This window comes from Candidatus Paceibacterota bacterium, from assembly GCA_035452965.1.
In the GTDB taxonomy this organism is placed as follows: Bacteria; Verrucomicrobiota; Verrucomicrobiia; order Limisphaerales; family UBA8199; genus UBA8199.
The window spans coordinates 71,877-93,827 of the sequence record DAOTCE010000018.1 but is presented as its reverse complement, the minus strand read 5'-3'; the positions used below and the strand labels follow the sequence as shown (position 1 = coordinate 93,827).

Below are 21,951 nucleotides of genomic sequence, written 5' to 3'. Positions count from 1 at the left end.
CGCATAGTTGAGCACGGTACCGCGAGGCTGGGGGGCGTCTGGCCAGATTGCCAGGCGGCTGCCGAGCAACGGCTGCTGCTGGAGTGTGCCGCGGCCGACCGGAGGTGCTGCGAACAGTATGCCGAAGCATCCCTTGATTGCCTGCCCATAGCGCAGAATCCAACCGGCCAGTATAGGTCAGAATGGTCTCCCCGGGCAGGTCAGCTCAACAAATTCGCCGCACACCGGGCGTATCCGGCCACGCCTACCGACTGCCGCCCCAACTACTGGCTCCGCCCTTCCCCCAGGTCTGAGACACCCCAAGCCCATGCCAACTACGGCGTTGGGACGGTGCCAATCCGGCGGGACTACGGTGTGGTTCCCATGGGGGTCGGCCCCCATGGGAACCACACCGGGCCATAACGGGTGTCACAGCGTTGTCGCACCGGGGCCGCTGGTCGGTCCAGGAACAGGGGATTATATTGATGAATTGCGCTACTTAGCGAAGGCAGGGCAGTCCCCTGAACGGTGCCACGAACTCATCACCCCGACCGAAACTGAGGGATTACTCCGTGAATAATTCTCCCCTCGCCTCCGACCTAACGGTGTATTACCATGCCGACACGGTTTATGGGCGCGCACCTGACCAGCAGCCGAGCCGTCCCGCTCCAGCCCTATACGGGGGGCCCGGAAGCCGACGCTTTCGCTGCCATCGTCCGTCTTTACGGGGGCATGGTTTACGGCACCGGCCTCCGCATCACCGGCGACGCCCACCACGCCGCCGATGTCGCCCAGGAGACCTTCTTCCAACTGCTCCAGAACGCCGGCCGGATCACAGGTTCCCTGAGCGGCTGGCTCCACCAGGTGGCGACCCGCCGCGCGATTGACCTGGTCCGCCGCGACAGCTCCCGCCGCCGCCGCGAGGAAGCTTACGCCGCCCAGGCTGCCGTCGAGACCGATTCCTGGGCGGACATCTCCCCCCTGGTGGACGAGGCCCTGGGCGAGCTGGAGGCGCCCTCGCGCGACCTCATCATCCGGCACTTTCTGAAAGGCGAGAGGATGGTCGAGATTGCGGCGGCTGATGGCGTGTCGCAGCCCACGATTTCCCGCCGCGTCGAGCATGCGCTGGCCGCGCTGCGTGAGCGGCTGCGTCTCAAGGGTGTGCTGGTCGCTGCCACTGTGCTGGGTGGGCTCCTGGACAGCTCCGCGGGCTCAGCGCTGCCCACCTCCGTGATGGCGGAGCTGGGCAAAATGAGCGCCCTCAGCGCCGGGGTGGCTGGCGCTGCCGGCAAGACCGCCCTCGGCGCCCTCAAGATCAAGGTAGCCGCCGCCGCCTTGATCGCCCTGACCGGCGCGAGCGGATATGTGGTGTATCGGACCGTTAATCCGCCTTCGCCGTCGGCCTCCAACTCGGCCACGCCCGCGACTCCGAGCACTGGCATTGCGGCCGTGCCCAAAGCGTCTGCGGGCAAGCGGATGGCGGTCGTTGCCCAACGCAAGGGGGTTGCCCCCATCGTCAACACGAACCGCAGCCCGGCCTCCGCCAATCGGCAGGGGGTGAGGCCCTAGGATTGACCAGGCAGAGCTCCACTCTCCGATCGAATAGTCCGGCTTCAGCCTTGGCGCGGGCGGGTCTGCTCTGCTGGCTGGTCTCCACCGGCTGTTCGCCCCCCGAGCGAGTTGACCGCCAGCACCGCGACGGCGTGGCGGACGCCTTCGTGCCGCTCACACGGCGCATCGAGTTCTCATTTCCCGGCAATGCGTGGCTCACCCGCCGGGAAGCCGAAGAAGACCTCGATGAACTGGAGTGGCTGCTGGAACATCGTTACGCCTACCTGACGCTCAGATCGGTGGACTACCGGGCCGCTTTGGACAGCATCCGCGCCGCCCTGCCAGATCGGATCGCGCGTGGCACGTTCGCGCTCCAGTTGCACAAGCTGCTCGCCCTCTTCGGTGACGGACACACTCTGGTCAGCGATCCCGCCCTGGAGACAATGCGCGGCAGGTTCTTGCCGTTCCTGGTCGCCGAATCCCAAGGCCGTCTGGTTGCCTTCAGCGGCGACCGCAAAAGCTTCCTCGATGAGCAACACCCTTTCCTGCGCAAGCTCGATGGCCGGCTGCTGGAGGAATGGCTCCAGGTCGCCCGTCCAACGGTTGCCCGGGGCTCGCCGCAGTTCAGCCGCCGCGCCTGCCTCGGCCGGTTGCGCGATATTGAATACCTTCGGAAGGAACTCCTGCTCCCGCCCTCGGACTGCGTGCAAGTCGAGCTGGAGTCGGCTGATGGAGCCAGCCGACACACCTTGAACCTGCCGCTCAGCAACCAGCGCCACACCTCCCGAACCGGCCGCCCAGGGGGCTCCGACGCCTTGCCCCTGGCTCGCATCCTGCCCGGCGAAATCGGCTACCTCCAGATCTACCCATGGCTGTCGGACAGTCCGCAGTTCCTCGAAGGGCTGGTGTCCGCCATGGGAACTCTCCGGGACACCCGAGGTCTGGTCATTGACCTGCGCGGCAACGGTGGTGGCAGCCGGGCGCCGTTGCGCACCCTCTTCCCCTTCTTCCTGGCTCCGAACGCTCCCCCGCAGGTGCTGAATGTCGCCGCCTACCGCGTGGGCCACGCCTACAACGTGCTCGAGGGCCGCTGGCTGTATCCAGCCGACTGGGACGGCTGGTCGCAGGCCGAACGCGCCGCAATCCAGACCTTCGCGCGTGGATTCGTTCCCGCCTGGCCTTTGCCTTGCGGCCAATTCAGTGAGTGGCACTACTTCGTCCTCAGCCCTTCCACCCGCCCGGAGTGTTACCATTACCGCCAGCCCGTGATCATTCTCATGGACAGCGCCAACTTCAGTGCCACCGACATCTTTCTGGGCGCTTTCAAAGGCCGGCACAATGTGACCCTGATGGGCACCCCGAGCGGTGGGGGCAGTGGACGCTTCCAGTCGTTCCGGCTGCGCCATTCCAGCATCCAAGTCCACCTCTCCTCCATGGTCTCCTTCCAGCCCGGGGGTGCTCTCTACGACGGCAACGGCATCCAGCCTGATGTCCTGCTCGAACCGACCTCCGAGGATCTCATCGGCAAGACCGATTCCGTTCTCGACGCCGCCCGTCGTAAGCTCCGAACCGGACGGGATCATGAATAATCTCACCCCCGGCTTCGACTTGATAGGTGTAGAACAACTCTGTTGCCTATGAAACGAATCCGAAGCCTGCTGCTGAACCGAGTCACCCTCCACGCCGTCACCGCTGCGGTCGTCGCCTGCTGCTGCCTGGCCGAAGCCGCCGAGACCACGACACCTGCCCGCAGCCTCCACTTCCCGCCCGACCGCTCGCTGGGCATGCTCTACATGCTGGACGAGACCATCCAGCGCAAGATCAAGGACTACCACCACTGGATTGATGGCACCGACATGAAGTGGGAGTATCTGGGCGAAGCCTCGGGCGAAGTGGCGGTGCCGGCCGGCAAGCGAGTGCGGTTGGCGCTCGGGCAGACCACCGGCAGCAATGTGGCTGCGCTGTCGCAGCTACACCCGGACGCCTTGTACGACCTGCGCCTCGACGAAGACGCCGCTGAGGCCTGCCTGCCGCACGTGACATCGCTCACCGGGCTGAGAGTCCTGAGGTTTCCCAGGAGCCACACGGCGGACGGGAAGATGCCCTTCTTCAGCCCTCGCGCGTTGAAACAACTCGCCGCCCTGAAGTCGCTCGAACTGTTGGAGGCACCGGATCAGCTAACCGATGCCGGGCTGGCTGCGCTGGTGGAAGCGCTGCCACAGCTCAAGAGGCTCCATCTCGCGCGCAATCAACTCACCGACGCCGGGCTCCTGGCGCTGCCCAGACTAGCCGCGCTGGAGGAGCTAAGCATCGGCGGCGGCAGGATCAGCAACAGCGGACTGGCCGTGCTGGCGAAACAGCCGAGGCTCCACTATCTGAGCCTGTGGGGGGACTTCCTGAACGACGGCGCGCTGCTCCAGGTCAGGAAGATCGCATCGCTCAAGACCTTCGTGCCGACCGAGAGCATCACCGATGCCGGCCTCGCGCACCTGACCGGTCATGCCGGCCTGGAGGTGCTCGACCTGTGCAACACGAAGGTCACCGACCGCGGCGTGGAATACCTCAAGTCCTTGCCCTCGTTGCGGGCCGTGAACCTGCGAAAGCGCGACTTCGACCGCAAGAACCCGCCGATCACGGATGCGGCAACCGTCCACTTGAAGGCGATACCCTCGCTGGAACAGGTCAGCCTGTGCGCCGATGGCTTAACCGATGAGGGAGTGATCAACCTGTCCCAACTGCCCAGGCTCAAGCGTCTGGAACTGCCAATGCCCCAATGGAACGATCCAAAGAGCTACCTCAGCCCTTACACCGAGAAGAGCATCAAGGAGCTAGCCCGGGTGAGGTCACTGGAGGAGTTGGGCCTTGCAGGCCCGGGCGTGACAGATGCCGCCATGACCCACCTCGCGCAACTGGTGAACCTGCGGTCGCTGAATCTGTTCGGCTGCCCGGTTAGCGACGAGGGCCTGGCCAAGCTCACCGCGCTCAAAGCCCTGGAGGACCTGACCATGATGGGCGACTCGGACGTAACAATCGGGGGCCTGAACAAACTGAACTCCCTGGACCGCCTCACCAACCTGCGGGTTCACTCGCTCGGCCAGGCCGGCGCCCCGCTGCAGATCGGGGGGCTGAGTCAGCTCGAATACCTGATGATCTTCACGGAAAAGGGCTCGACCTTCCGTGATGCGGACCTCGCCTGCCTGGCCGGCCTCAAGCGGCTAAAATGGCTGCAGATGGGCGCAGGCCAGGGCATCACCGACGCCGGCATGGCCCACCTCGCCGGCCTCACCGCCCTCGACCGTCTCGTCTTCGGCGGCTCCGGTCTGACTGACCGCAGTTTGGCCGTCCTCGCCAACATGCCGCGGCTGGATCTCGTGACTATCAACGGCAGCTTCACCGATGACGGCTTGCGGCACTTGGAGGGCCTTAAGGGGCTGCGGCATCTGACCATCCGTTCTGCCGGCAACTTCAGTTCGGCCGCCAGGCAGCGCCTCCGCTCGAACCTGCCCAACATTTATGCCTTCGCGCTGGACCAGGACCGGGCCGTCGGCAGCACCGCCACCGCCTCCGCTCATCCCAAGCCCGGCACCCTCGCCCCTGATTTCACCGTCACCACCCTCGACGGCGCTAACTTCACACTCTCCAAACAGCGCGGCAAAGTCGTCCTCCTCCACTTCTGGGCCACCTGGTGCACCCCCTGCGTCAAAGGGTTGCCCGCCATGAAGACCTTCCACGACCACATCAAGCGGAAATACGGCGACCGCGTCGTCCTCCTCGACCTCGCCATGGATGATTCCGAGCCCAAACTGCGCAACGTCGTCGCCACGCACAAACTTACTACCCCCCAGGCGCGCATCGGCCAAGGCTCCAAACTGGCCGCCTCCTACGGCGTCACCGGCGCCCCCGACGACCTCATGATTGGCCCCGACGGCCGCATCCTGCTCAACCAGGAAAGCCCCGAAGGCCCTGGCGACACCGAGCGCGTGATTGACCAAGCCCTTGGCCTGGCGGCAAAGGAACTCAAGCCCGCCACCCAGGCCGCCCGCCCGATGGCCGTCCGCCGCCCGGTCGTCGGGCGCAAGTAGGCCAAAACCGGCGGGTCAACCCGGAGGCATGCCGGATGAACTGGTCCGCCCCATCTCGGGGGCGATGCGTCCCGCTTCGCCATTCTGCATTCCGCCGCGTAACGGCAGGTGTGCTGGACGATCAGGGAGTGCTTCCCAGTTTCCTCGGTGCGACGTAATTATCAACTACACCGACAGCAAAGACGCCCGCTACGAACGTGCTACCCCGTCACAGTCCAAGGCTGTCGCACAGAAGCACCTCCAGCCCAATGCGCTGGTCATCCCGCTCGTCCAGCCCGAACCTGAATTGTCCTCGTCGTCTCAACCTTCGCCCAACTAGCCCCGCAGCAAAGTTACCTCGACACCAGCCCCCAGTTCTGGTAAAAGAGTGGGCATGCAGTTCGGCGCAGCCTTCCTCCGCCACGCTGCGGTCGGGTTTACGCTCGCCGCCTCGTTGTGCTTTCTGCTTCCCCCGGCCTGGGCAGGTGTGTGGACCACGGGTTATTATCCGGCTTACCGGCAGGCTGCCATGCCTGCCTCGCAGGTTGACTTCAGTGCGCTGACACATGTCATCCATTTCTCCATTGCTCCCAACTCCGACGGCAGCATTGACACAAGCATCAACAGCATGACCCCCGCCCGCTCGATTGACGTGGTTACTAAAGCCCACGCGGCCGGCCGGCCGGTGCTGATCAGCGTCGCCGGGAGCGGCTCGGGCGGTTTCATAGGGGCGACGGCCAGTCCCAACCGGGCGACCTTTATCGCGAACCTGTTGGATTTCATGGACGCTTACAGTTATGACGGCATTGACATTGACTGGGAGCCACTCAACACCTCCGAGGCCAACCAATACACCAATTTCGTCAAGGAGCTGCGTCTGGCGTTGAACGCGTTTGAGCCACGCCGGCTGCTCACCGTGGCCACCGCCCAGCAGCCCCGGTGGTTTGCCGCACTTCAAAGTGAATTCGACCAGATCAACCTCATGACCTACAGCCTGTCCGGCACCTGGCCCGGCTGGGTGACTTGGTTCAACGCGCCCATTTACGATGGGGGCTATCGGTTCCCCAGCACGGGCGGCCTGGTCCCATCGGCCGACGGCATGGTAGATGACTTTCTTGAGGCCGGTGTCGCCGCCAGCAAACTGGGCATCGGCATCGCGTTCTACGGAAAACGCTGGGCAGGTGGTTCAGGCACCTCCACGGGCGGCGCCGCCTTGCCGCGCCAAAGCTGGACCGAGGCGCCGACCACCAGCTCGCTTTCCTACGCGACCATCATGTCCACATATTACGATGCGATGATCTACCATTGGGATTCGGACGCGCAAGCCGCTTACCTCAGCATTGATAATCCCGGCTCCGCTGACGACGAGTTCATCTCCTACGACGACGAGCATACCTGCCAGGCCAAAGTTAGCTACGCCCGCAACCGTGCCCTGGGCGGCGTCATGATCTGGGAACTGGGACAAGGTTACCGCTCTACCCAACCTGCCGGCCAGCGCGAGCCCTTGCTTCAGGCCATTAAACAGACGGTCCTTGCGACGCCGGACATCACGGCTGTCTGGCACAACGGCCAGGATATTGTGTTGAGGTTCTCGAGCATGCCGCTTGCCCAATACCGCGTCCTGTGGACAACCAACCTTGCTGGCGGCGAATGGAATACCCTCACCAACAACCTCTCGGGCGAAGGGGGCACGATGCAGGTTACCGATACTGGCGCAGCGGCCAGTTCGTCGCCCCGCTACTACCGAGTTCGCACCCCGCCGTAGAGATTTCTCGTCCGCCAGGTCAGCGTTGCCCCGGTGCAGGAAGGGCCAGCGCCAAGTCAACGCCCGACAACCGCAGGCAAGCCAGCCCGCTTCTCTCCGTCACCGCCAGAACCGCGCGAGCAATGGTGCTGACTGTTCAAGCTTTGCAGTCGCCACTCGCTCTGTGATATGGTAGGTCTGCATTTACGAACCCAAACCGTAGACCGCTATGAATACATCGAAGCTCACAAAACTCGTGTTCCTTCTGCCCCTTCTGTCGCTTACCGCGGCGCCGTTGGTTGTCCTGGCCGCCGAATCCGCCGCCGAGCGTGATGCCCGCATGGCCTGGTTCCGTGAAGCCCGGTTCGGGCTCTTCATCCATTGGGGCGTTTATGCCGTCCCCGCAGGCGAGTGGAACGGGAAGACGAATTACGGTGAGTGGTTTCTCGAAGAAACCAAAATGCCCGTCTCCCAATACGAGCAGTTCGCCGCTCAGTTCAACCCGGTGAAGTTCAAAGCCAGGGAGTGGGTCCGCCTCGCCAAGGAGGCCGGGATGAAATACATCGTGATCACGTCCAAGCACCATGACGGCTTTGGCATCTACCCTTCCGACCAGACCGACTGGTGCATCAAGTCCACCCCCTTCCGGCGCGACCCGCTCAAGGAGCTGGCCCTCACCTGCCGCGCCGCCGGCATCAGGCTCTGTTTTTACCATTCCATCATGGATTGGCATCACCCCGACTGGGGCACCCGCCGCGCCTGGAATGACAAGGCCAGCGGCACGCCCGACATGGACCGTTACGTCGCCTACATGAAGGCCCAGCTCAGGGAACTGATCACCCGCTACGGCCCGCTCGGCATCTTGTGGTTTGACGGCGAATGGGAGAAGCCCTGGACGCGCGAGCGCGGTTTGGATCTTTACAACTACGTGCGCAGCCTCCAACCCGACATCATCATCAACAACCGCGTGGGCAAAGGCCGCTCGGGCATGGCCGGCATGGACAAGGGGACCGAGGGCGTTGGTGATTACGGCACGCCAGAGCAGGAGATCCCGCCCACCGGCTTTGGCCCCGGCGTGGACTGGGAATCGTGCATGACCATGAACAACCACTGGGGCTACAACAAACACGACCAGAACTGGAAGTCCTCGACCACGCTCATTCGCAACCTGATTGACTGCGCCAGCAAAGGCGGCAATTACTTGCTCAATGTCGGCCCCACCGCCGAAGGCGTGTTCCCCGCCGCGTGCGTCGAGCGCCTGCAAGACATCGGCAAGTGGATGAAGGCCAATAGCGAGGCGATCTATGGCACGCAGGCCAGCCCGTTCGAGCAAACGCCCTGGGGCCGCTGCACGCAGAAGCAATTCGCCGCCACCAGGGACGTCGGCGGTTCCCAGCCGCGTTCCGCCCAGCCCTTCGAGAACCTGCGCCGGAAGGCTGTCACGGACCGCACGCGCCTCTACCTCTTCGTCTATGAATGGCCGACCAACCGTCAACTCGTGCTGCAGGGGATTGCCAACACTCCTTTGCGCGCCCACATGCTCGATGGCCGCCGGCCGCTAACCTTCACCGCTGAAAACAACTCCATCACCATCAATAATCTGCCCGCCGCCGCGCCGGACCACACTGCCTCGGTCGTCGTCCTCGATATTCAAGGCGCGCCTCAGATTGTAAAGCCCGATCCCTAGGCCGATGAGACGCCGGAGGAAACTGCCGGGGCCGGAGGTGTTCCCTACTGGCGCTCGTATTCGCCTTTGTTAACGCGCTTGAGGACGGTGAATCCGGCTTTCTTCGCGTCCGAAATCGAGAGCTTCTTGGGCGAATTGAAGGACGACCATACACGGCGAACCGGCTTCTTGCACGCCGGGCATTTGGTCAGGGGCGCAGCGGAAAGCGGCCGGCGCAAAGTGAACTTCCCGCCGCACGCCGCGCAGCTCCCGTCGCAAAGCTCGTATTCGTATAATGGCATAGCTGTCAGGCTCTGACGCACTTTCCGAACTGAGCAGGCCAAAGTCAAGGGCGTGCTGCATGGTCGAACGCCGTTGTCTGTGCCGGCTTGCCAGCTGGCAGCGCGGATTTCTGTCGCCCAGGAAAGCGCGTAGTTGCTAATATCCATCTTCGAAGACCAGAACCTCATCCCCAAGCATGAACCGAATTTCGAGACGCAACTTTCTGCGGACCGCCACAGCGGGCGTGGCGCTGCCTTATTTAATCCCTGCCTCCGTGCTGGGAGCCGACGCGCCCAGCCGCAAGATCAACGTCGGGTTCATCGGCATCGGCGGCCATGGCCTGGGCTGGAACCTCGACAAGTACCTCAAACTCCCCGCCGCTCGTGTGCTCATGGTGTGCGACGTGGACGGCTGGCGCATGCGCAAGGCCAAGGCCATTGTTGATTCAGTGTACGACAACCAGGACTGCGCCATGTCCAAGGACTTCCGCGAGGTGCTGGCGCGGCCGGATGTGGACGCCGTGGTGATCTCAACACCGGACCATTGGCACACGCTGATCAGCGTCATGGCGGCCCGCGCGGGCAAAGACGTGCAGTGCGAAAAGCCCACCCTCTCGATTGACGAAGGCAAAATCCTCATCCAGACCATCCGGAAGCATCGCCGCGTCTTCCAGACCAGCACCGAAGACCGCTCGCTGCCGATGTATCACCGCATGGCCGAATTGGTGCGCAATGGCCGCATTGGCAGGCTCCGGAAGATCGAGGTCATTCTCCCCAAACACCCCACCTTCCCGGGCGATCCGACACCCCAGCCCGTGCCGTCCGACCTTGACTACGAGATGTGGCTTGGCCCCGCACCTTACGCACCCTACACCAAGGACCGTGTGCACTATAACTTCCGCTGGATCTGGGATTACTCGGGTGGGATCATACCCGATTGGGGCGCGCATTTATTTGACACAGCGCAGTGGGCCAATGACACCGAACGCAGCGGGCCGGTTGAGGTCGAGAGCAAGGGGACTCACTGGACGGAAGGGCTCTTTGACACAGTAAAGGACTACGATGTGACCTACCGGTATGCCAACGGGGTAATCATGACCTGTGTCCCGGGCACGCCGGGCATCAAGTTCATTGGCAGCGACGGCTGGGTAGGCAACCGCGGCTGGCGCGGCGAACTGGAAGCCAGTTCACCTGATATTCTGAAATCAGTCATCGGCCCCAACGAAATTCACCTCTACACCAACCCCGAAGGCGAGATGGACGAGTTTCTCAAGTGCGTGAAGAGCCGTAAGGACCCCTACTTTCCAGTGGATATAGGTCACCGCGTCTCAACGGTGTGCCACCTCGCCAACATCTCGCTCCGCTTGGGCCGCAAGCTGAAGTGGGATCCGAAAGCTGAACGCTTCGAACATGATGCCGAGGCGGATAAGATGCTCTCGCGGCCAATGCGCAAGCCTTGGTCTTTGAGTGCCGCGTGAAGCCAGAAGTCCCGCCGCCCGGGACCAGTCGGCGCACAGGCATAGACGCAGCGCAGGGGGTCGCTCTGTCTTCCTCGCCGGCCAATGGTGATACGTCCCGGGTGGACGGGTTCATGGACAACCGAGGGCCGGCCATCACAGGCCCGGCCCTGCATTCCTGATTGCCGAAGAGATGGTGGCAGTGCTTATTGTTCGGCCGCCCGGTAGAACCGCAACTGCTGCTGCGGCGGGCTGGGATCAGTGAATACCACGTTGCCTTCGGCGTCCGCCACGCATGACCCCGCGACCACCCAGTTGGCCATGTCCGTGGACCGTTCGATGAGGTAGGACTTGCAGTTATTGCCCTGGAATTCCACCCGGGTCGTGCCGTTGGGATTGGGGAAGCATCGGAGCCGCAACATGAGCGCATGGCGCCACGCATTCCGATAGTGTTCGATGGCAACGGCAAAGTGTCCGCGCGCGGCCGCGCGATCACCTCGGGCGACCATGGCGAGGTCCTCCGCAATCTTCTTGGGATGGAGCCCCGCATTGGCAGCGTCTTCGATGCAGATGACGGCCAGTAACCGGTCGCACTTAACGATGCGGTTGATGAAGTCCTGCAGCACCCCCGGATCCACCGGGCAGTGTGGCAAGGCCATGATCCACTCCAGCAGAATAACCGCCAGCATCTCTTCATGCATGGCGATATTGCCTTTTCGGGGCTGAAGATGAGTCTGGTCAATCCAATATGCGGGATTGAGTGATTTCGCCAGGTGATCGATAGCCAGGTCGAACTTCCAAGCGAGCAGCGGATTGAGATCAAGGCTGGCACGCAAGGCAGTGAGTTCGGCCAGGACGTTGGACTTGACGCCGAACGCGCCCAGCACGGTGACCGTAAAACTGCACTGGGCACTGTTGCTGCAACTGTCCGTCGCCTGAACCTGGACCGGCGTCACCCCGATTGGGAACAGGCTGCCTGACGCCGGTGAAGACACAGTGGTCACTTGCGGGCAAACGCTTGTCACGGTGACGCTGTAGGAAGCCACTGCCCCCGTCCTGCTCATAAATTCAACGACCACACCCGGCGGACAAATCAAGTTCAGCGGCTGGCTTTCGTAGGCGCCGATGTCACAGCCACCCCCCTGCGGGCGCGTGAAGCCCCGTTGATCCACGACCAACGGCGCTCCGCCGGCATCTTGGCAGGAGCCGGAGTCAAGCGCCGGGCTGCCTGGCAGAAGCGGTATGGTAAAAGTGTGACCACCGTTGTCCTGCAAGGGCCCAAGCATGGCATCAAGGGGATCAGCCGCCGTGCCCACCAGGTCGCCATTGTCACCGTTCACCAGGCCGCTGGTGCCGTCGCTGTCCAGGTTGTGGCCCAGGGATACCAGTACCGGGTTGCCATCCAGGAAGAAGTTGGGCCCCTCATTGTCCGCGACCAAGGTGGACAAGAGCTTATTGGTGATACCAGGGTTGCCGTAAACCGAAGCGATGGTGCAGGCGCCATTGGTTGAGCCGGTATTTCCAGAGATGGTGCAAGCCGTCAGCTTGAGCGTGGCGGTCTCACCGGGCCATATCACCAACAAATAGGCGCTCCCCGGACCGTCCGGCGGAGTGGAGTTGCCGCTCAACGTGCAGTTCTCCAGGTTGCCACTCAACCCCTGGAGATTTAACCCACCGCCCTGCATCTCGGCTGAATTTCCGCTGAAAGTGGAACCGGTGGCGACGCAAAGGTTGGCGTACCAGGTGCAAACCGCACCGCCGGCGGCGCTGGCGTGGTTACCGCTGATGGTAGTGTTGGCAATCGTGAGCTCGCTGCCGGGATAGCTGAAGATGCCGGCGCCGAAACCGATCGAGACGCTCGGGGTGACATTCGTGCCCCAGTCTGTAGTTGGCGCGACATTTCCCGTGATTACACAGTCTGTGACCGTCAGCGTTCCTTGATTAAGGATGCCGCCGCCGAGATTATCGTGGATGTGCGTGCCGCTATAAGCGACGCCGTTGCGAATGGTAATCCCCGAGATAGCGACAACGCCCGCCTGAACATCGAACACCCGGAACTCCGGGGTGCCCGGGGAGTCGCTGCGCATGACCGTTAGCTCGTCCGCACCGGGACCGAGGATGCCGAGGTCCTTGTCAATGACCAGAGTGTTGGACAGAACAATGACGGCCGGCAGCGGCAGCGTGAAGTTAATGCTGTCGCCCGAGGCGGCACTGCTGATGGCCTCGCGCAGCGAACCAGGCCCGGCGTCGTTCACGCTGGTAACGGACCAGATTGTGGTTAGGCCATTGGGGGTATTACGCAGTTCAGTGCCGGATTTGGCTGCAGCGTTGAGCGGGGTGGGTGGAATTCTCGGCGTCACGTAGCCACCGTGGGCGGCCATGGTTCCAGCACAAAGTGCCACCGCGCCGAACCATAAGCTGAGCGGAAGGAGGTTCTTCATAGAATTGGCGGTTTTATTGAGCTGTCTAGGGTTCACGTCGCATGACCAGGCCAGGCTGGCTTACCGAAAATCCTGATGGTTAAACACATACTGTTGAGCACAAACCCATCCGTCAGGCTGCTCCAGGCAGCTACGCGAACTCGCGGGTTAAACTATCATGTTTCCGGTAGAACGCAACCTTATACTTGTCGCCTTTCCAGCCTGCAGACTCACACTAAAAGCCGCCGGTGGGTGATTGGGAAGGGCAGGCCTAACCAGGCGTGAATTAGACGTTGCGTGCCCCAGGGCTTTGACGCAAGTTGCCGCGAGTCAGGATCCCGACGGTTTTGGACCAGGCACCAACGCTGCGTCACGCACTTGTGCGACAATGAACGTTTGTCCGGCTCGATCCGGAGCAAGAAGCCATGAACATTCATCATCTGGAGCTGTTTTACTACGTTGCCCGCCACGGCGGCATAACTGAAGCGGTGCGCAACATTCCTTACGGCATTCAGCAGCCGGCTGTGAGCGGCCAGGTCGCGCAGTTGGAGGAATTTCTTGGGGTGACGCTATTCCAGCGGCGACCGTTTGCGCTGACGCCCGCCGGCAACAAGCTCTACCAATTCATTCAGCCGTTCTTCGCCAACCTCGATCAGATTGCCGGCGAGCTGCAGGGCGGCAAAACGCGTCACATCCGGATCGGCGCTTCCACCATTGTTCTGCGCGAACATCTGCCCGAGTTGTTTCAAAGCGTGCGCCGGCGCTTCCCGAATCTCAAGATCTCCCTGCGTGATGGATACCCCCAGGAGTTCGAGGCTTTGCTCCAAAAGGGCGAACTCGACCTGGCGGTGACTGCGATTGAGAAGAAGCCCGCGCAGGGCCTGCACTCGCTGATACTGATCGAGCTGCCCCTCGTCCTGCTGGTTGAGAAGGGCAGCCGGATCACGGCGGCGGACCAGCTTTGGCAACTGGACAAGATCGAGGAACCGCTTATTTGCCTCCCGGCGGCGGAAGCGGTAACCAAGAACTTCCAGCAAGGCCTGGCCCGGTTGAATGTGGATTGGTTCCCCAGCCTCGAAGTCAGTTCTATCGAGCTTGTCGAGACTTACGTCGCTAACGGTTTCGGGATTGGCATCTCGGTGCAGGTGCCCCAGGCCAGGCTCTCGCCCAAAGTGCGAGCCGTGCCCCTCCCGGACTTCTCGCCCATCATCCTGGGCGCGCTATGGCGCGGAAAGACATTTGCGTTGCTCCAGGCGTTTCTCGACGAACTGCAACTCCGCGCGAAACGCTTTGCTTGAGGGCGCATCGTATCACCCTCACCTCCAGGCACGGCAGCGGCGGGCATCCTGCCTGCCGTAGAACTGGACTTCTTGCCCGGCGGCATAGGTGCGGGCTGGGCTAGGCACGCTGATCCGGGCGCAAGATGCGCCCTTCGCTTTGAAGCCCCGGCGAAAGACGCTTGCAGATCGTCCCCGGCTTGGCAAATTGCGTTCCGTTATGCCCCTCATCAAGCTGAACCGCATCCATAAGGGTGGAGAAATTGTCATTAACAGCGACCATATTCTATACATTGAGGTCGAATCCAAGGCCACGACTGTACACATGAACAGCAACCTGCTCTTCTCGGTGGAGGAACCACTGGACTCCATCCCCATCCAGGTTGAGACGATTGAGACGGCCCGAATCAAGAATGCCAATCAGCAAAGTGGCTTGACCTGAGCCTGGCGCGGAATTGCATCGCCGTCACCGCATGACGCAAGTCTCCAGGCTCAGAATGTGAGGCCGCGCGGTAAGGAACCACCGGCATTACACAACCAACCCCTCGTTAGCAGTCCCCTGCACAGGCGAAGGTAGTGCCCAGCGGACCGACCGCCACGACGAGGTCCGCCGGCGCTATGCCTGCCTTGGGTGTTCGACCGCACTTTATCCTTGCGCTTTCTCCTTATTTGTCTGCGTTTAGGACACGACCGTCGAATGATCAGGCATTAGGCCCCATCCCAATGGAAGACCGCTAGATGCCTGGCGTCGGCCAAGCCAATAACTGGTTTCTTCGCTATTCCGGCCCACCTTCACCAGCAATTCGGTCCCCTCGTCTGGCCCTGCGCGCCACTGCACCTAGACGGCTTACGCCCCGGATCGTTGGGACTCCACTAGCGTCCCAATCCCCAGCGCCCTGCCCGGGACTTGCCTTGGCAACGGACCCGCAGCCCCGCATTCAGGGCCTGTTCGCAGTAGTTCACAGCCCGTCGAAAAGTGGCCGGCGAGCGTGGCGGCCTCGGGCGCTTTGGCTGCCAGGATCCCCCACAAAATGAGGAAATCGCCCGCATCTGCGATGCCCGGCCCGGCAGCCGCCGGATCGCCGCGGAAGTAGGTTTGGCCCCGGATGTGCTTTCTCGTAGCCCCTTGGAAGCAGTTCACGTTTCGGGGCAGGGAAAGCCCCTTGACCGGACGGCTGCGCGGGCCGTGCCGCACCGCGCCAGCTTTGGGGAACGTGATAAGAACATGCGGCGTTTAGCAAAGTCGCAAAGTGTACGAGAGACGAGCATGGGTCTGCCATTTTTTGACAGTGCAATAGGCCGGAAGCGAGACCAGGTAATGGCGGTGGACCTGGGCAGCCGCACCACTAAAGCGGTGTGCGTGGCGCGCCGCGGCTCGGGCTTCGCCCTCCGTGGCTATGCCTTCCTGGACGCCCCGATCTGCGAGAAGAGCCTGCCCCCGGAGTTGCTGAGCGAGCATCTCAAAGCCGTTAACCAGGCGCTCCAGTCCCCAACCAAGTACGTCTCCCTCACCGCCGGGGTTGGCGATGTGCAGGTCCGCCACGTTGACCTCCCCCGCATGCCGGTCAGTGACATGCGCCAGGTGCTCAAGCTTAATTCCAAATCCTACCTCCAGCAGGATCTACCCGGCCACACTTACGATTGCCATGTCTGCAATCAGGGCCCGCTGGCCAAGCCTAACGGCAAGCCGCAAGATGCCGGGGGCCCGCCCAAGCATCGAGTCCTCATTGCCGGCGCCCGCAAGCAGGTCGTTGACGATTACCTCCAGGGTTGCAAGGGCGCCGGGCTGGTCGCGGAGAACATCGTCCCCGGCCTGATCAGCCCCTTCAACACGTTCGAAAGAGCGATGCCGGACGCCTTCGCCAAGGAAGCCGTGGCACTGGTGGATTTAGGCTTCAAGAACACCTCGATCTGCATTGCGAAAGAGGGCGATTTGGTGCTGAGCCGCGTGGTGGGCATTGGGGGCGACCGCATGACCAACAGCCTGGCCGAGTCGCTCAGCATCAGCTACGCCGAGGCGGAAGGCATCAAGATCGGCATGCCCGGCGAAGTGCAGACCCAGCTCGAATCCATGTTGGTGCCGCTCGGCCGTGAGCTGCGGGCCTCCATTGACTTCTTTGAACATCAGCACGACCGGCCCGTCACCCAGGTCCTGTTGACCGGTGGGCCCTCGCAGTCCGAGTTTGTCACCCATCGGCTCCAGCAGGAGCTGATGGTAGATTGCAAGCTGCTGAATCCCGCTGGGTTCCTGCAGTTGGACCTGCCAGCCCAGCAAACAGCGGAAATCGAGCAGGCCGCCCCGCAGTTGACTGTCGCGCTGGGCGCCGCCCTGGCTGCCCTGTAACCCCGCATACGACCTATGCCAATCCGCCTTAATCTCCTCGCCGAAGAGCAGGCTGCCGAGGCCGCCCGCCGTCGCGACCCGGTCAAGCGGGTCATCTGGCTGGCTGCCTTGGCCATTGTCCTCATCCTGGTCTGGAGCAGTTCCCTGCAGCTCAAGGCCATGCTCATCCGCAGCGACGTCAACCAGCTCGAGGCCCAGATCAGCTCCCACACCAACCAGTACCTGGTCGTCCTCGACAACCAGAACCAGGCCGCCGAAATCAACCGCAAGCTCGCCGCCCTGCGAAAGTTGTCCGCGACGCGCCTGCTCAACGGCACACTGCTCAACGCCCTCCAACAAACCACCGTGGAAGATGTCAACTTGCTCCGGCTGCGCCTGGAACAGAACTACAACTACGTCGCGGGCACCAAGGCGCGCACTAACGAGCACAACGCCCTCATCCCCGGCAAGCCCGCCAGCTCCACGGAAAAAATTGTGGTGACCCTGGAAGGCACCGATGGCTCGGCCAACTCCGGCGATGGCCTGAACAAGTACAAAGAGGCGCTTGCCATCAACCCCTACTTCAAAGAGGCGCTTGTCCGGACCAACGGCATCAGCCTCAAAAGCCTCGCGCCGCCCCAGGTTTCCCCCCGCGATGGCAAACGAAGCGTAACCTTCACCCTCGAATGCCGCTACCCGGAGTGCACACGATGAACATCCGCAAGCTCCCCAAAGATAAGCGCAACAAGCTCCTGCTGGCCCTCCTGCTCGCGCTGGCCGCCGCCGCGGGGCTCTACTTCGGCCTCATCCGCGGCCAGTATGCGAGCTTGGCCAATCTGGCCAGACAAAAGGAAGCCGCGGCCAATAAACTCAAGGTCGTGCTCGACTCCATCCGCCGCGCCGAAACGATTCAGATCGAGCTGAACGAGGCCAAAGCCAAGCTTGCGGCCGAGGAGAGCGACGTGGCCTCCGGCGACCTCTATGCATGGGTGATCAACACCCTGCGCAATTTCAATACGCCTGTTTACAAGGTGGAAATCCCCCAGTACAGCCACCTAAGCCCGCCCGCGGACGTTAAGATGCTTCCTGATTTCCCTTACAAGGAGGCCACCCTGACCGTTGCCGGCACTGCCCGCTTTCATAACCTCGGCCAGTTCATCGCGGACTTCGAGAACAAATTCCCCCACATCCGCCTCTCGGATTTGAGCTTGGACGCCAACGTTCTCTCGCCCACGGTCGGCGCGGAGAGCCTCGCGTTCAAGATGGAGATCGTGACCCTGGTCAAGCTCAACCCTTCATGATGCTTCCCCCGTTTATGCCAACTTCACGCCATCTGTTTCCTATCCCGACACTGACGCTCGCGCTGCTGTTCTGCGTGGCCTATCTCACCGCCGGTGCCGCCCAAACCGCGTCCGTCAAGCCCGGAGCAGCGTCGGCCGCGACCAAGGCCGCCCCCGCAGATCCCGAGCCTCCCAAGTCCATCTTTCGCGTCCCCAACACCCCGCAGGAAGGCCGTGACCCTTTCTTCCCGCAATCAGTCCTGCACAAACCGGTGGTAGTCAAGCCCACCAAGAACGTACCGGCGCCTGCTCCGGTGGAGTTGGAACTCAAGGGCATTACCGGTCCCGAAGAAAAACGCTTGGCCATTATCAATAACCGCACCTTCGAAATCGGGGAAGAAGGCTTTGTCCTCACCAACGTGGGCCGCGTACGGATCACTTGCAAGCAAATCGGCACCGATTCCGTCTGCGTCGCCCTGAACGGTCAGGACCGGACCTTGACCTTCCGCCCACGCTGATCCGCCCCGACAGCGTGCCTGGTGGGTTTCCGATCCTGTTCCCTATACCGTCCCGGCCAAGAGTTTAAACCTCTGCCGACCGGCCCTCCCTGAGGTTCACGAGCCGAATTCCCCGCTTCGAGGAGGAGTTCCACATCCCGGAATCTGACAGAAACCTCCTTTAGCCAATTCCGGCACCCAATCCAGTTGCCTGCTGAATCCTCAGCCCTGAAACTCCGTGTTCCGCACGAAATGCCGACATACCGGCGCGCTGGCATCCTGCCCGCTTGGAGCAATCTAACCGTGTAAGCGAGCAGAATGCCCGCGCCCCACCCTCGCAGGTGTGAAATGCAACAGTTAGCACCGCGATCCATCAAAAAGCCTGCTGGTCCTGGACCGAATAGCCGCCCCGGTGCGACAACGCTGTGAAACCCGTTATACCCCGGTGTGGTTCCCATGGGGGCCGACCCCCATGGGAACCACACCGGGGTCCCGCCGGATTGGCACCGTCGCATCGCCGTGGCTGGCCTGGGTATCGGGTGCCTCGGGCCTGAACGATAGACCGTGCCGGTCGTCGGGGCGGCCGCCAATGTCGGTCGGCGCACTTCGTATGGGCAATAAATGATATGGCGCGAACTCACGTTCGCGGCTACAGAGTTAGTCGAAGCGCTCTAGCGGCGCAGGTCTGGAACCCACCTGACGGCAAAACGATCCCGCCGCCTCTCCGGCCGGTAAGGCGTCCTGAGTGAAAAAGCCTATCGCCAGGTCCAGGCGACTGCGGGAGACAAAGCGCGTGCACCTTCATGACTAATCCGAAGTGATCCGCGGTAATACGCGATAAACGAAATACACTTCATCGCCGCGCCGCCGCGCGGATTGGAGTTCCAGTCGGGCCGCCCCGGCGAGCCGTTTCGCCCCTGAACCGTCCGCAATAGTTGGTGCGGTCCGACCACCGAAGATCCTCGGGCAGACGGTCAAGTGCAATTCATTGGCCAGGCCGCCGCGAAACAAGGCGTCATTGAGTTCGCCGCCGCCTTCGCAGAGGAGGCGTTTAACCTTCCACTTCTTGCGCAGCCAACGTAAGGCGGCGTGGAAATTGATCTCTGTTTGGCCGCAGATCTTCACCTCGGCGGCGAGCGCGCCGAGGCGCCTGATCCGGCTGGCGGTTGCGCGGCGAGTGGTGAGGATGATGATGGGGGAGAACACGCGCTGGAACACGCGGGCTGCTGGATTCACGCTGCCGGTGCGGCTGACAATGATGCGCAGGTTGTACTCGGCCAGGCTGCGCCGCAGGCGCAGGCGGCGGTACTTGGCCGGGCCAGGCCCGAGATGAACGGCGTTCAGGTCCACGGTGCGCGCCCCGGCCATGACGGCATCCGCCGTTGCGCGCAGTTCGAGCAGGTGCTGCTGATCGCGCCGGCTGCTGAAAGAGGATACGGCACGGTTGGCGGTGGCGATCTTGCCATCCGCGGTCATCGCCATGTTGACGAGCACGAACGGCAGAAGGTCAGAGCGCCGAGGGGTCTTGGCTGGTCGTTTCATAGAACAAGCATCGCGTCGCCGTAGCTGAAGAAGCGGTAGCGCTCGCGGATCGCTTCGGCATAGGCCCGGAGAACCAGGTCGCGGCCCCGGGTGTCGTTCGGCGCGGCAAACGCGCTGACAAGCATTAGCAGCGTCGAGCGAGGCAGGTGGAAGTTGGTCAACAGCGCGTCGGCAATTCTGAAGTCGTACGGGGGATGAATGAACATGCGGGTCTTGCCGCTGCCGGCATTAAGGGGCACCGAGCCTGGGGCGCAACCGGCAAGGGTTTCCAGCACCCGCATGGTGGTGGTGCCCACAGCAACGACCCGACACCCGGCAGCCTTAGCCCGGTTGACGGCACAAGCAGTCTCCGCGCTCAGTTCGTAACGTTCCTCGTGCATGATGTGCGCGGCAAGAGTAGCGGCTTTGACCGGGGCGAATGTCCCCACGCCCACATGCAAGGTGACATAACAGACCTGCACGCCGCGCGCGGAGATCTCGTCCAACAAGGTCCGAGTAAAATGCAGCCCGGCCGTCGGCGCGGCGACCGAGCCGGCTGGGTGCGCGAATACTGTCTGGTAACGCTCGCGGTCCTGCTCGTGGCGCGAACTGTCCGGCCGGACGATATACGGAGGCAACGGAACTTCGCCGAGGACTTCGAGAAGGCCGACAACGTCTGGCGCGCCCGCGAATCGCACACGCCGGTGGCCTTCCGTATTCGTTTCGAGCACGGTGGCAATAACATCGCTGGCCCGGCCACGCCTGTCCCGCAATCGGATTTCGGCACCCACGCGCGCCCGCTTCCCTGGCCGCAGCATCGCCCACCAGTCATTCACCGAATTCTGCTCGAGCAGCAGCAGTTCAAATTCTCCGCCTGTGCGAGCGTTCGTTCCGTGAAGGCGGGCTGGAATCACGCGAGAGTCGTTGAGCACCAGGACATCGCCGCTTCGCAGGTGCTCTACCAAGTGGCGAAAGCTGCGATGCTCGACCCGGCCGGATGGACGATGCAGGACCAGCAGGCGGGACCGGTCGCGGTGCGGCGCAGGCGTCTGCGCGACCAACTCCGGCGGGAGATCAAAGTCGAAATCCGCTGCTCGCATTCGACCAGAGCATTATGCCAAAACTCCAACGTTACAAGCGGGTATGCGACAACCCGAGGCTGCCGGGGTTGGAATGTGGGGACGGCCACTCCCATTCTAAACAGCCATGCTGGTGAGGACTCCCTGGCACGGGATGTGCAATATTTAGTTCTGGCCAATATTTGCAGGGGTGTGGTAGATTCAGCCCGGACCTTCACAGGAGGGAATAAACTGTGAATAACTATTTAGTAAAATGTGGTGAAACTTGTTGACAAAGTGGGGGAGAGTGTGAAAAAGTGGGGCGTAGTGGGACAGAGGGGTTGGGCTGTTCCACTGTGAATAAGAATGGATCAGCAAGAGATAACCGAGCCAACGTACTACAATTCGCTGTACCGGCATGGGGTGGACCACAAGCGGCGGGTCCAGATTCCCGCCAAGTGGCGGCCAACGAAGCCGGGTACGGAGTTTACGCTAGTAATGTGGCCAAGCGCCAAAGAAGGCTGCTGCCTTCGGGTGCTTCCGCCGCAGCAAATGGCGAAGATGCTGCGCGACATAGATGCCATGGCAAACAGCGATCCGAATAAGGTCGTGCTGAAACGGTTCATCGGCAGCAAGTCTGAACAAGTGACACTCGATAAGGCGGGGCGGATTTGCCTGCCGGAAGAGATGGCCAAGAGTGCGGGGATCAGAGACGAAGCAGTGCTAGTCGGGCTGCTGAATCGTTTTGAGATATGGAATCCCGACCGTTACGAGAACTTAAGCGCCTCGAACACCATCATGGCCCAGGAAGCCATCAAGTTGATTGATTAACAGAT

At 62.3% G+C, this 21,951-nt stretch carries 17 protein-coding genes; 13 read left to right on the top strand and 4 right to left on the bottom strand.

Features of this window, described 5'->3' with window-relative positions; all coding sequences use genetic code 11:
* Positions 1-594: 594 nt before the first annotated feature.
* From P5205_14280 to P5205_14260, 5 genes are all read left to right on the top strand, one after another.
* Complete coding sequence (locus tag P5205_14280) at positions 595-1,548, top strand: sigma-70 family RNA polymerase sigma factor (GenBank protein ID HSA11530.1); 954 nt, start codon at positions 595-597, stop codon at positions 1,546-1,548.
* Between the two features lie 50 nt (positions 1,549-1,598).
* The gene (locus tag P5205_14275; protein ID HSA11529.1) at positions 1,599-3,119 is read left to right on the top strand and encodes a S41 family peptidase; all 1,521 of its coding nucleotides are present in this window, start codon (positions 1,599-1,601) and stop codon (positions 3,117-3,119) included.
* 48 nt (positions 3,120-3,167) lie between these two features.
* On the top strand, positions 3,168-5,612 hold the full coding sequence (locus P5205_14270) for a redoxin family protein (protein ID HSA11528.1): 2,445 nt from the start codon (positions 3,168-3,170) through the stop codon (positions 5,610-5,612).
* Positions 5,613-5,985: 373 nt separating this feature from the next.
* On the top strand, positions 5,986-7,356 hold the full coding sequence (locus tag P5205_14265) for a glycoside hydrolase family 18 protein (GenBank protein HSA11527.1): 1,371 nt from the start codon (positions 5,986-5,988) through the stop codon (positions 7,354-7,356).
* A 208-nt stretch (positions 7,357-7,564) separates the two neighbouring features.
* A complete protein-coding gene (locus P5205_14260; protein ID HSA11526.1) occupies positions 7,565-9,022 on the top strand; it encodes an alpha-L-fucosidase in 1,458 nt (485 codons plus the stop codon).
* A gap of 44 nt (positions 9,023-9,066) precedes the next feature.
* Here P5205_14260 and P5205_14255 read toward each other — a convergent pair whose 3' ends face one another.
* Positions 9,067-9,303, bottom strand: a complete 237-nt coding sequence (locus P5205_14255) for a zinc ribbon domain-containing protein (protein ID HSA11525.1) — start codon at positions 9,301-9,303, stop codon at positions 9,067-9,069.
* A gap of 176 nt (positions 9,304-9,479) precedes the next feature.
* Between P5205_14255 and P5205_14250 the strand changes: the two genes are divergently transcribed.
* Positions 9,480-10,760: a Gfo/Idh/MocA family oxidoreductase gene (locus P5205_14250; protein ID HSA11524.1), complete on the top strand. Its 1,281-nt coding sequence runs from the start codon at positions 9,480-9,482 to the stop codon at positions 10,758-10,760.
* Positions 10,761-10,945: 185 nt separating this feature from the next.
* Here the strand turns inward: P5205_14250 and P5205_14245 are convergent, their stop codons facing one another.
* Positions 10,946-13,180 (bottom strand): choice-of-anchor Q domain-containing protein, encoded by a 2,235-nt coding sequence (locus P5205_14245; protein HSA11523.1) that lies wholly within the window; start codon positions 13,178-13,180, stop codon positions 10,946-10,948.
* A gap of 404 nt (positions 13,181-13,584) precedes the next feature.
* Here P5205_14245 and P5205_14240 point away from each other — a divergent pair, with 404 nt between their 5' ends.
* The 6 genes from P5205_14240 to P5205_14215 all read left to right on the top strand — a co-directional run bounded on the left by P5205_14240 (position 13,585) and on the right by P5205_14215 (position 18,557).
* Entirely contained in the window at positions 13,585-14,457 is an 873-nt protein-coding gene (locus tag P5205_14240) for a LysR family transcriptional regulator (protein ID HSA11522.1), read from the top strand.
* 199 nt (positions 14,458-14,656) lie between these two features.
* Positions 14,657-14,878, top strand: a complete 222-nt coding sequence (locus P5205_14235) for a hypothetical protein (protein HSA11521.1) — start codon at positions 14,657-14,659, stop codon at positions 14,876-14,878.
* 825 nt (positions 14,879-15,703) lie between these two features.
* The gene (gene pilM / locus P5205_14230) at positions 15,704-16,780 is read left to right on the top strand and encodes a pilus assembly protein PilM (protein ID HSA11520.1); all 1,077 of its coding nucleotides are present in this window, start codon (positions 15,704-15,706) and stop codon (positions 16,778-16,780) included.
* Positions 16,781-16,795: 15 nt separating this feature from the next.
* On the top strand, positions 16,796-17,473 hold the full coding sequence (locus tag P5205_14225) for a hypothetical protein (protein HSA11519.1): 678 nt from the start codon (positions 16,796-16,798) through the stop codon (positions 17,471-17,473).
* Entirely contained in the window at positions 17,470-18,060 is a 591-nt protein-coding gene (locus P5205_14220; protein HSA11518.1) for a hypothetical protein, read from the top strand. The genes P5205_14225 and P5205_14220 overlap by 4 nt, the downstream gene beginning before the upstream one ends.
* A 14-nt stretch (positions 18,061-18,074) precedes the next feature.
* A complete protein-coding gene (locus P5205_14215) occupies positions 18,075-18,557 on the top strand; it encodes a hypothetical protein (GenBank protein ID HSA11517.1) in 483 nt (160 codons plus the stop codon).
* Between the two features lie 786 nt (positions 18,558-19,343).
* Here P5205_14215 and P5205_14210 read toward each other — a convergent pair.
* Positions 19,344-20,078 (bottom strand): dihydrofolate reductase family protein, encoded by a 735-nt coding sequence (locus tag P5205_14210; GenBank protein HSA11516.1) that lies wholly within the window; start codon positions 20,076-20,078, stop codon positions 19,344-19,346.
* Positions 20,075-21,157 carry a tRNA preQ1(34) S-adenosylmethionine ribosyltransferase-isomerase QueA gene (gene queA / locus P5205_14205; GenBank protein HSA11515.1) on the bottom strand — a complete coding sequence of 361 codons (1,083 nt, stop codon included), beginning with the start codon at positions 21,155-21,157 and terminating at the stop codon, positions 20,075-20,077. Before queA ends, P5205_14210 begins: the two co-directional genes overlap by 4 nt.
* A 510-nt stretch (positions 21,158-21,667) precedes the next feature.
* Here queA and P5205_14200 point away from each other — a divergent pair.
* Positions 21,668-21,946, top strand: a complete 279-nt coding sequence (locus tag P5205_14200; GenBank protein HSA11514.1) for a division/cell wall cluster transcriptional repressor MraZ — start codon at positions 21,668-21,670, stop codon at positions 21,944-21,946.
* Positions 21,947-21,951 lie beyond the last annotated feature (5 nt).

Coding starts and splice junctions, on each gene's coding strand:
- P5205_14280 (HSA11530.1), top strand. CDS start 595: ATGCCGACACGGTTTATGGGCGCGCACCTGACCAGCAGCCGAGCCGTC.
- P5205_14270 (HSA11528.1), top strand. CDS start 3,168: ATGAAACGAATCCGAAGCCTGCTGCTGAACCGAGTCACCCTCCACGCC.
- P5205_14265 (HSA11527.1), top strand. CDS start 5,986: ATGCAGTTCGGCGCAGCCTTCCTCCGCCACGCTGCGGTCGGGTTTACG.
- P5205_14260 (HSA11526.1), top strand. CDS start 7,565: ATGAATACATCGAAGCTCACAAAACTCGTGTTCCTTCTGCCCCTTCTG.
- P5205_14255 (HSA11525.1), bottom strand. CDS start 9,303: ATGCCATTATACGAATACGAGCTTTGCGACGGGAGCTGCGCGGCGTGC.
- P5205_14250 (HSA11524.1), top strand. CDS start 9,480: ATGAACCGAATTTCGAGACGCAACTTTCTGCGGACCGCCACAGCGGGC.
- P5205_14245 (HSA11523.1), bottom strand. CDS start 13,180: ATGAAGAACCTCCTTCCGCTCAGCTTATGGTTCGGCGCGGTGGCACTT.
- P5205_14240 (HSA11522.1), top strand. CDS start 13,585: ATGAACATTCATCATCTGGAGCTGTTTTACTACGTTGCCCGCCACGGC.
- P5205_14235 (HSA11521.1), top strand. CDS start 14,657: ATGCCCCTCATCAAGCTGAACCGCATCCATAAGGGTGGAGAAATTGTC.
- pilM (HSA11520.1), top strand. CDS start 15,704: ATGGGTCTGCCATTTTTTGACAGTGCAATAGGCCGGAAGCGAGACCAG.
- P5205_14225 (HSA11519.1), top strand. CDS start 16,796: ATGCCAATCCGCCTTAATCTCCTCGCCGAAGAGCAGGCTGCCGAGGCC.
- P5205_14220 (HSA11518.1), top strand. CDS start 17,470: ATGAACATCCGCAAGCTCCCCAAAGATAAGCGCAACAAGCTCCTGCTG.
- P5205_14215 (HSA11517.1), top strand. CDS start 18,075: ATGCCAACTTCACGCCATCTGTTTCCTATCCCGACACTGACGCTCGCG.
- P5205_14210 (HSA11516.1), bottom strand. CDS start 20,078: ATGAAACGACCAGCCAAGACCCCTCGGCGCTCTGACCTTCTGCCGTTC.
- queA (HSA11515.1), bottom strand. CDS start 21,157: ATGCGAGCAGCGGATTTCGACTTTGATCTCCCGCCGGAGTTGGTCGCG.
- P5205_14200 (HSA11514.1), top strand. CDS start 21,668: ATGGCGAAGATGCTGCGCGACATAGATGCCATGGCAAACAGCGATCCG.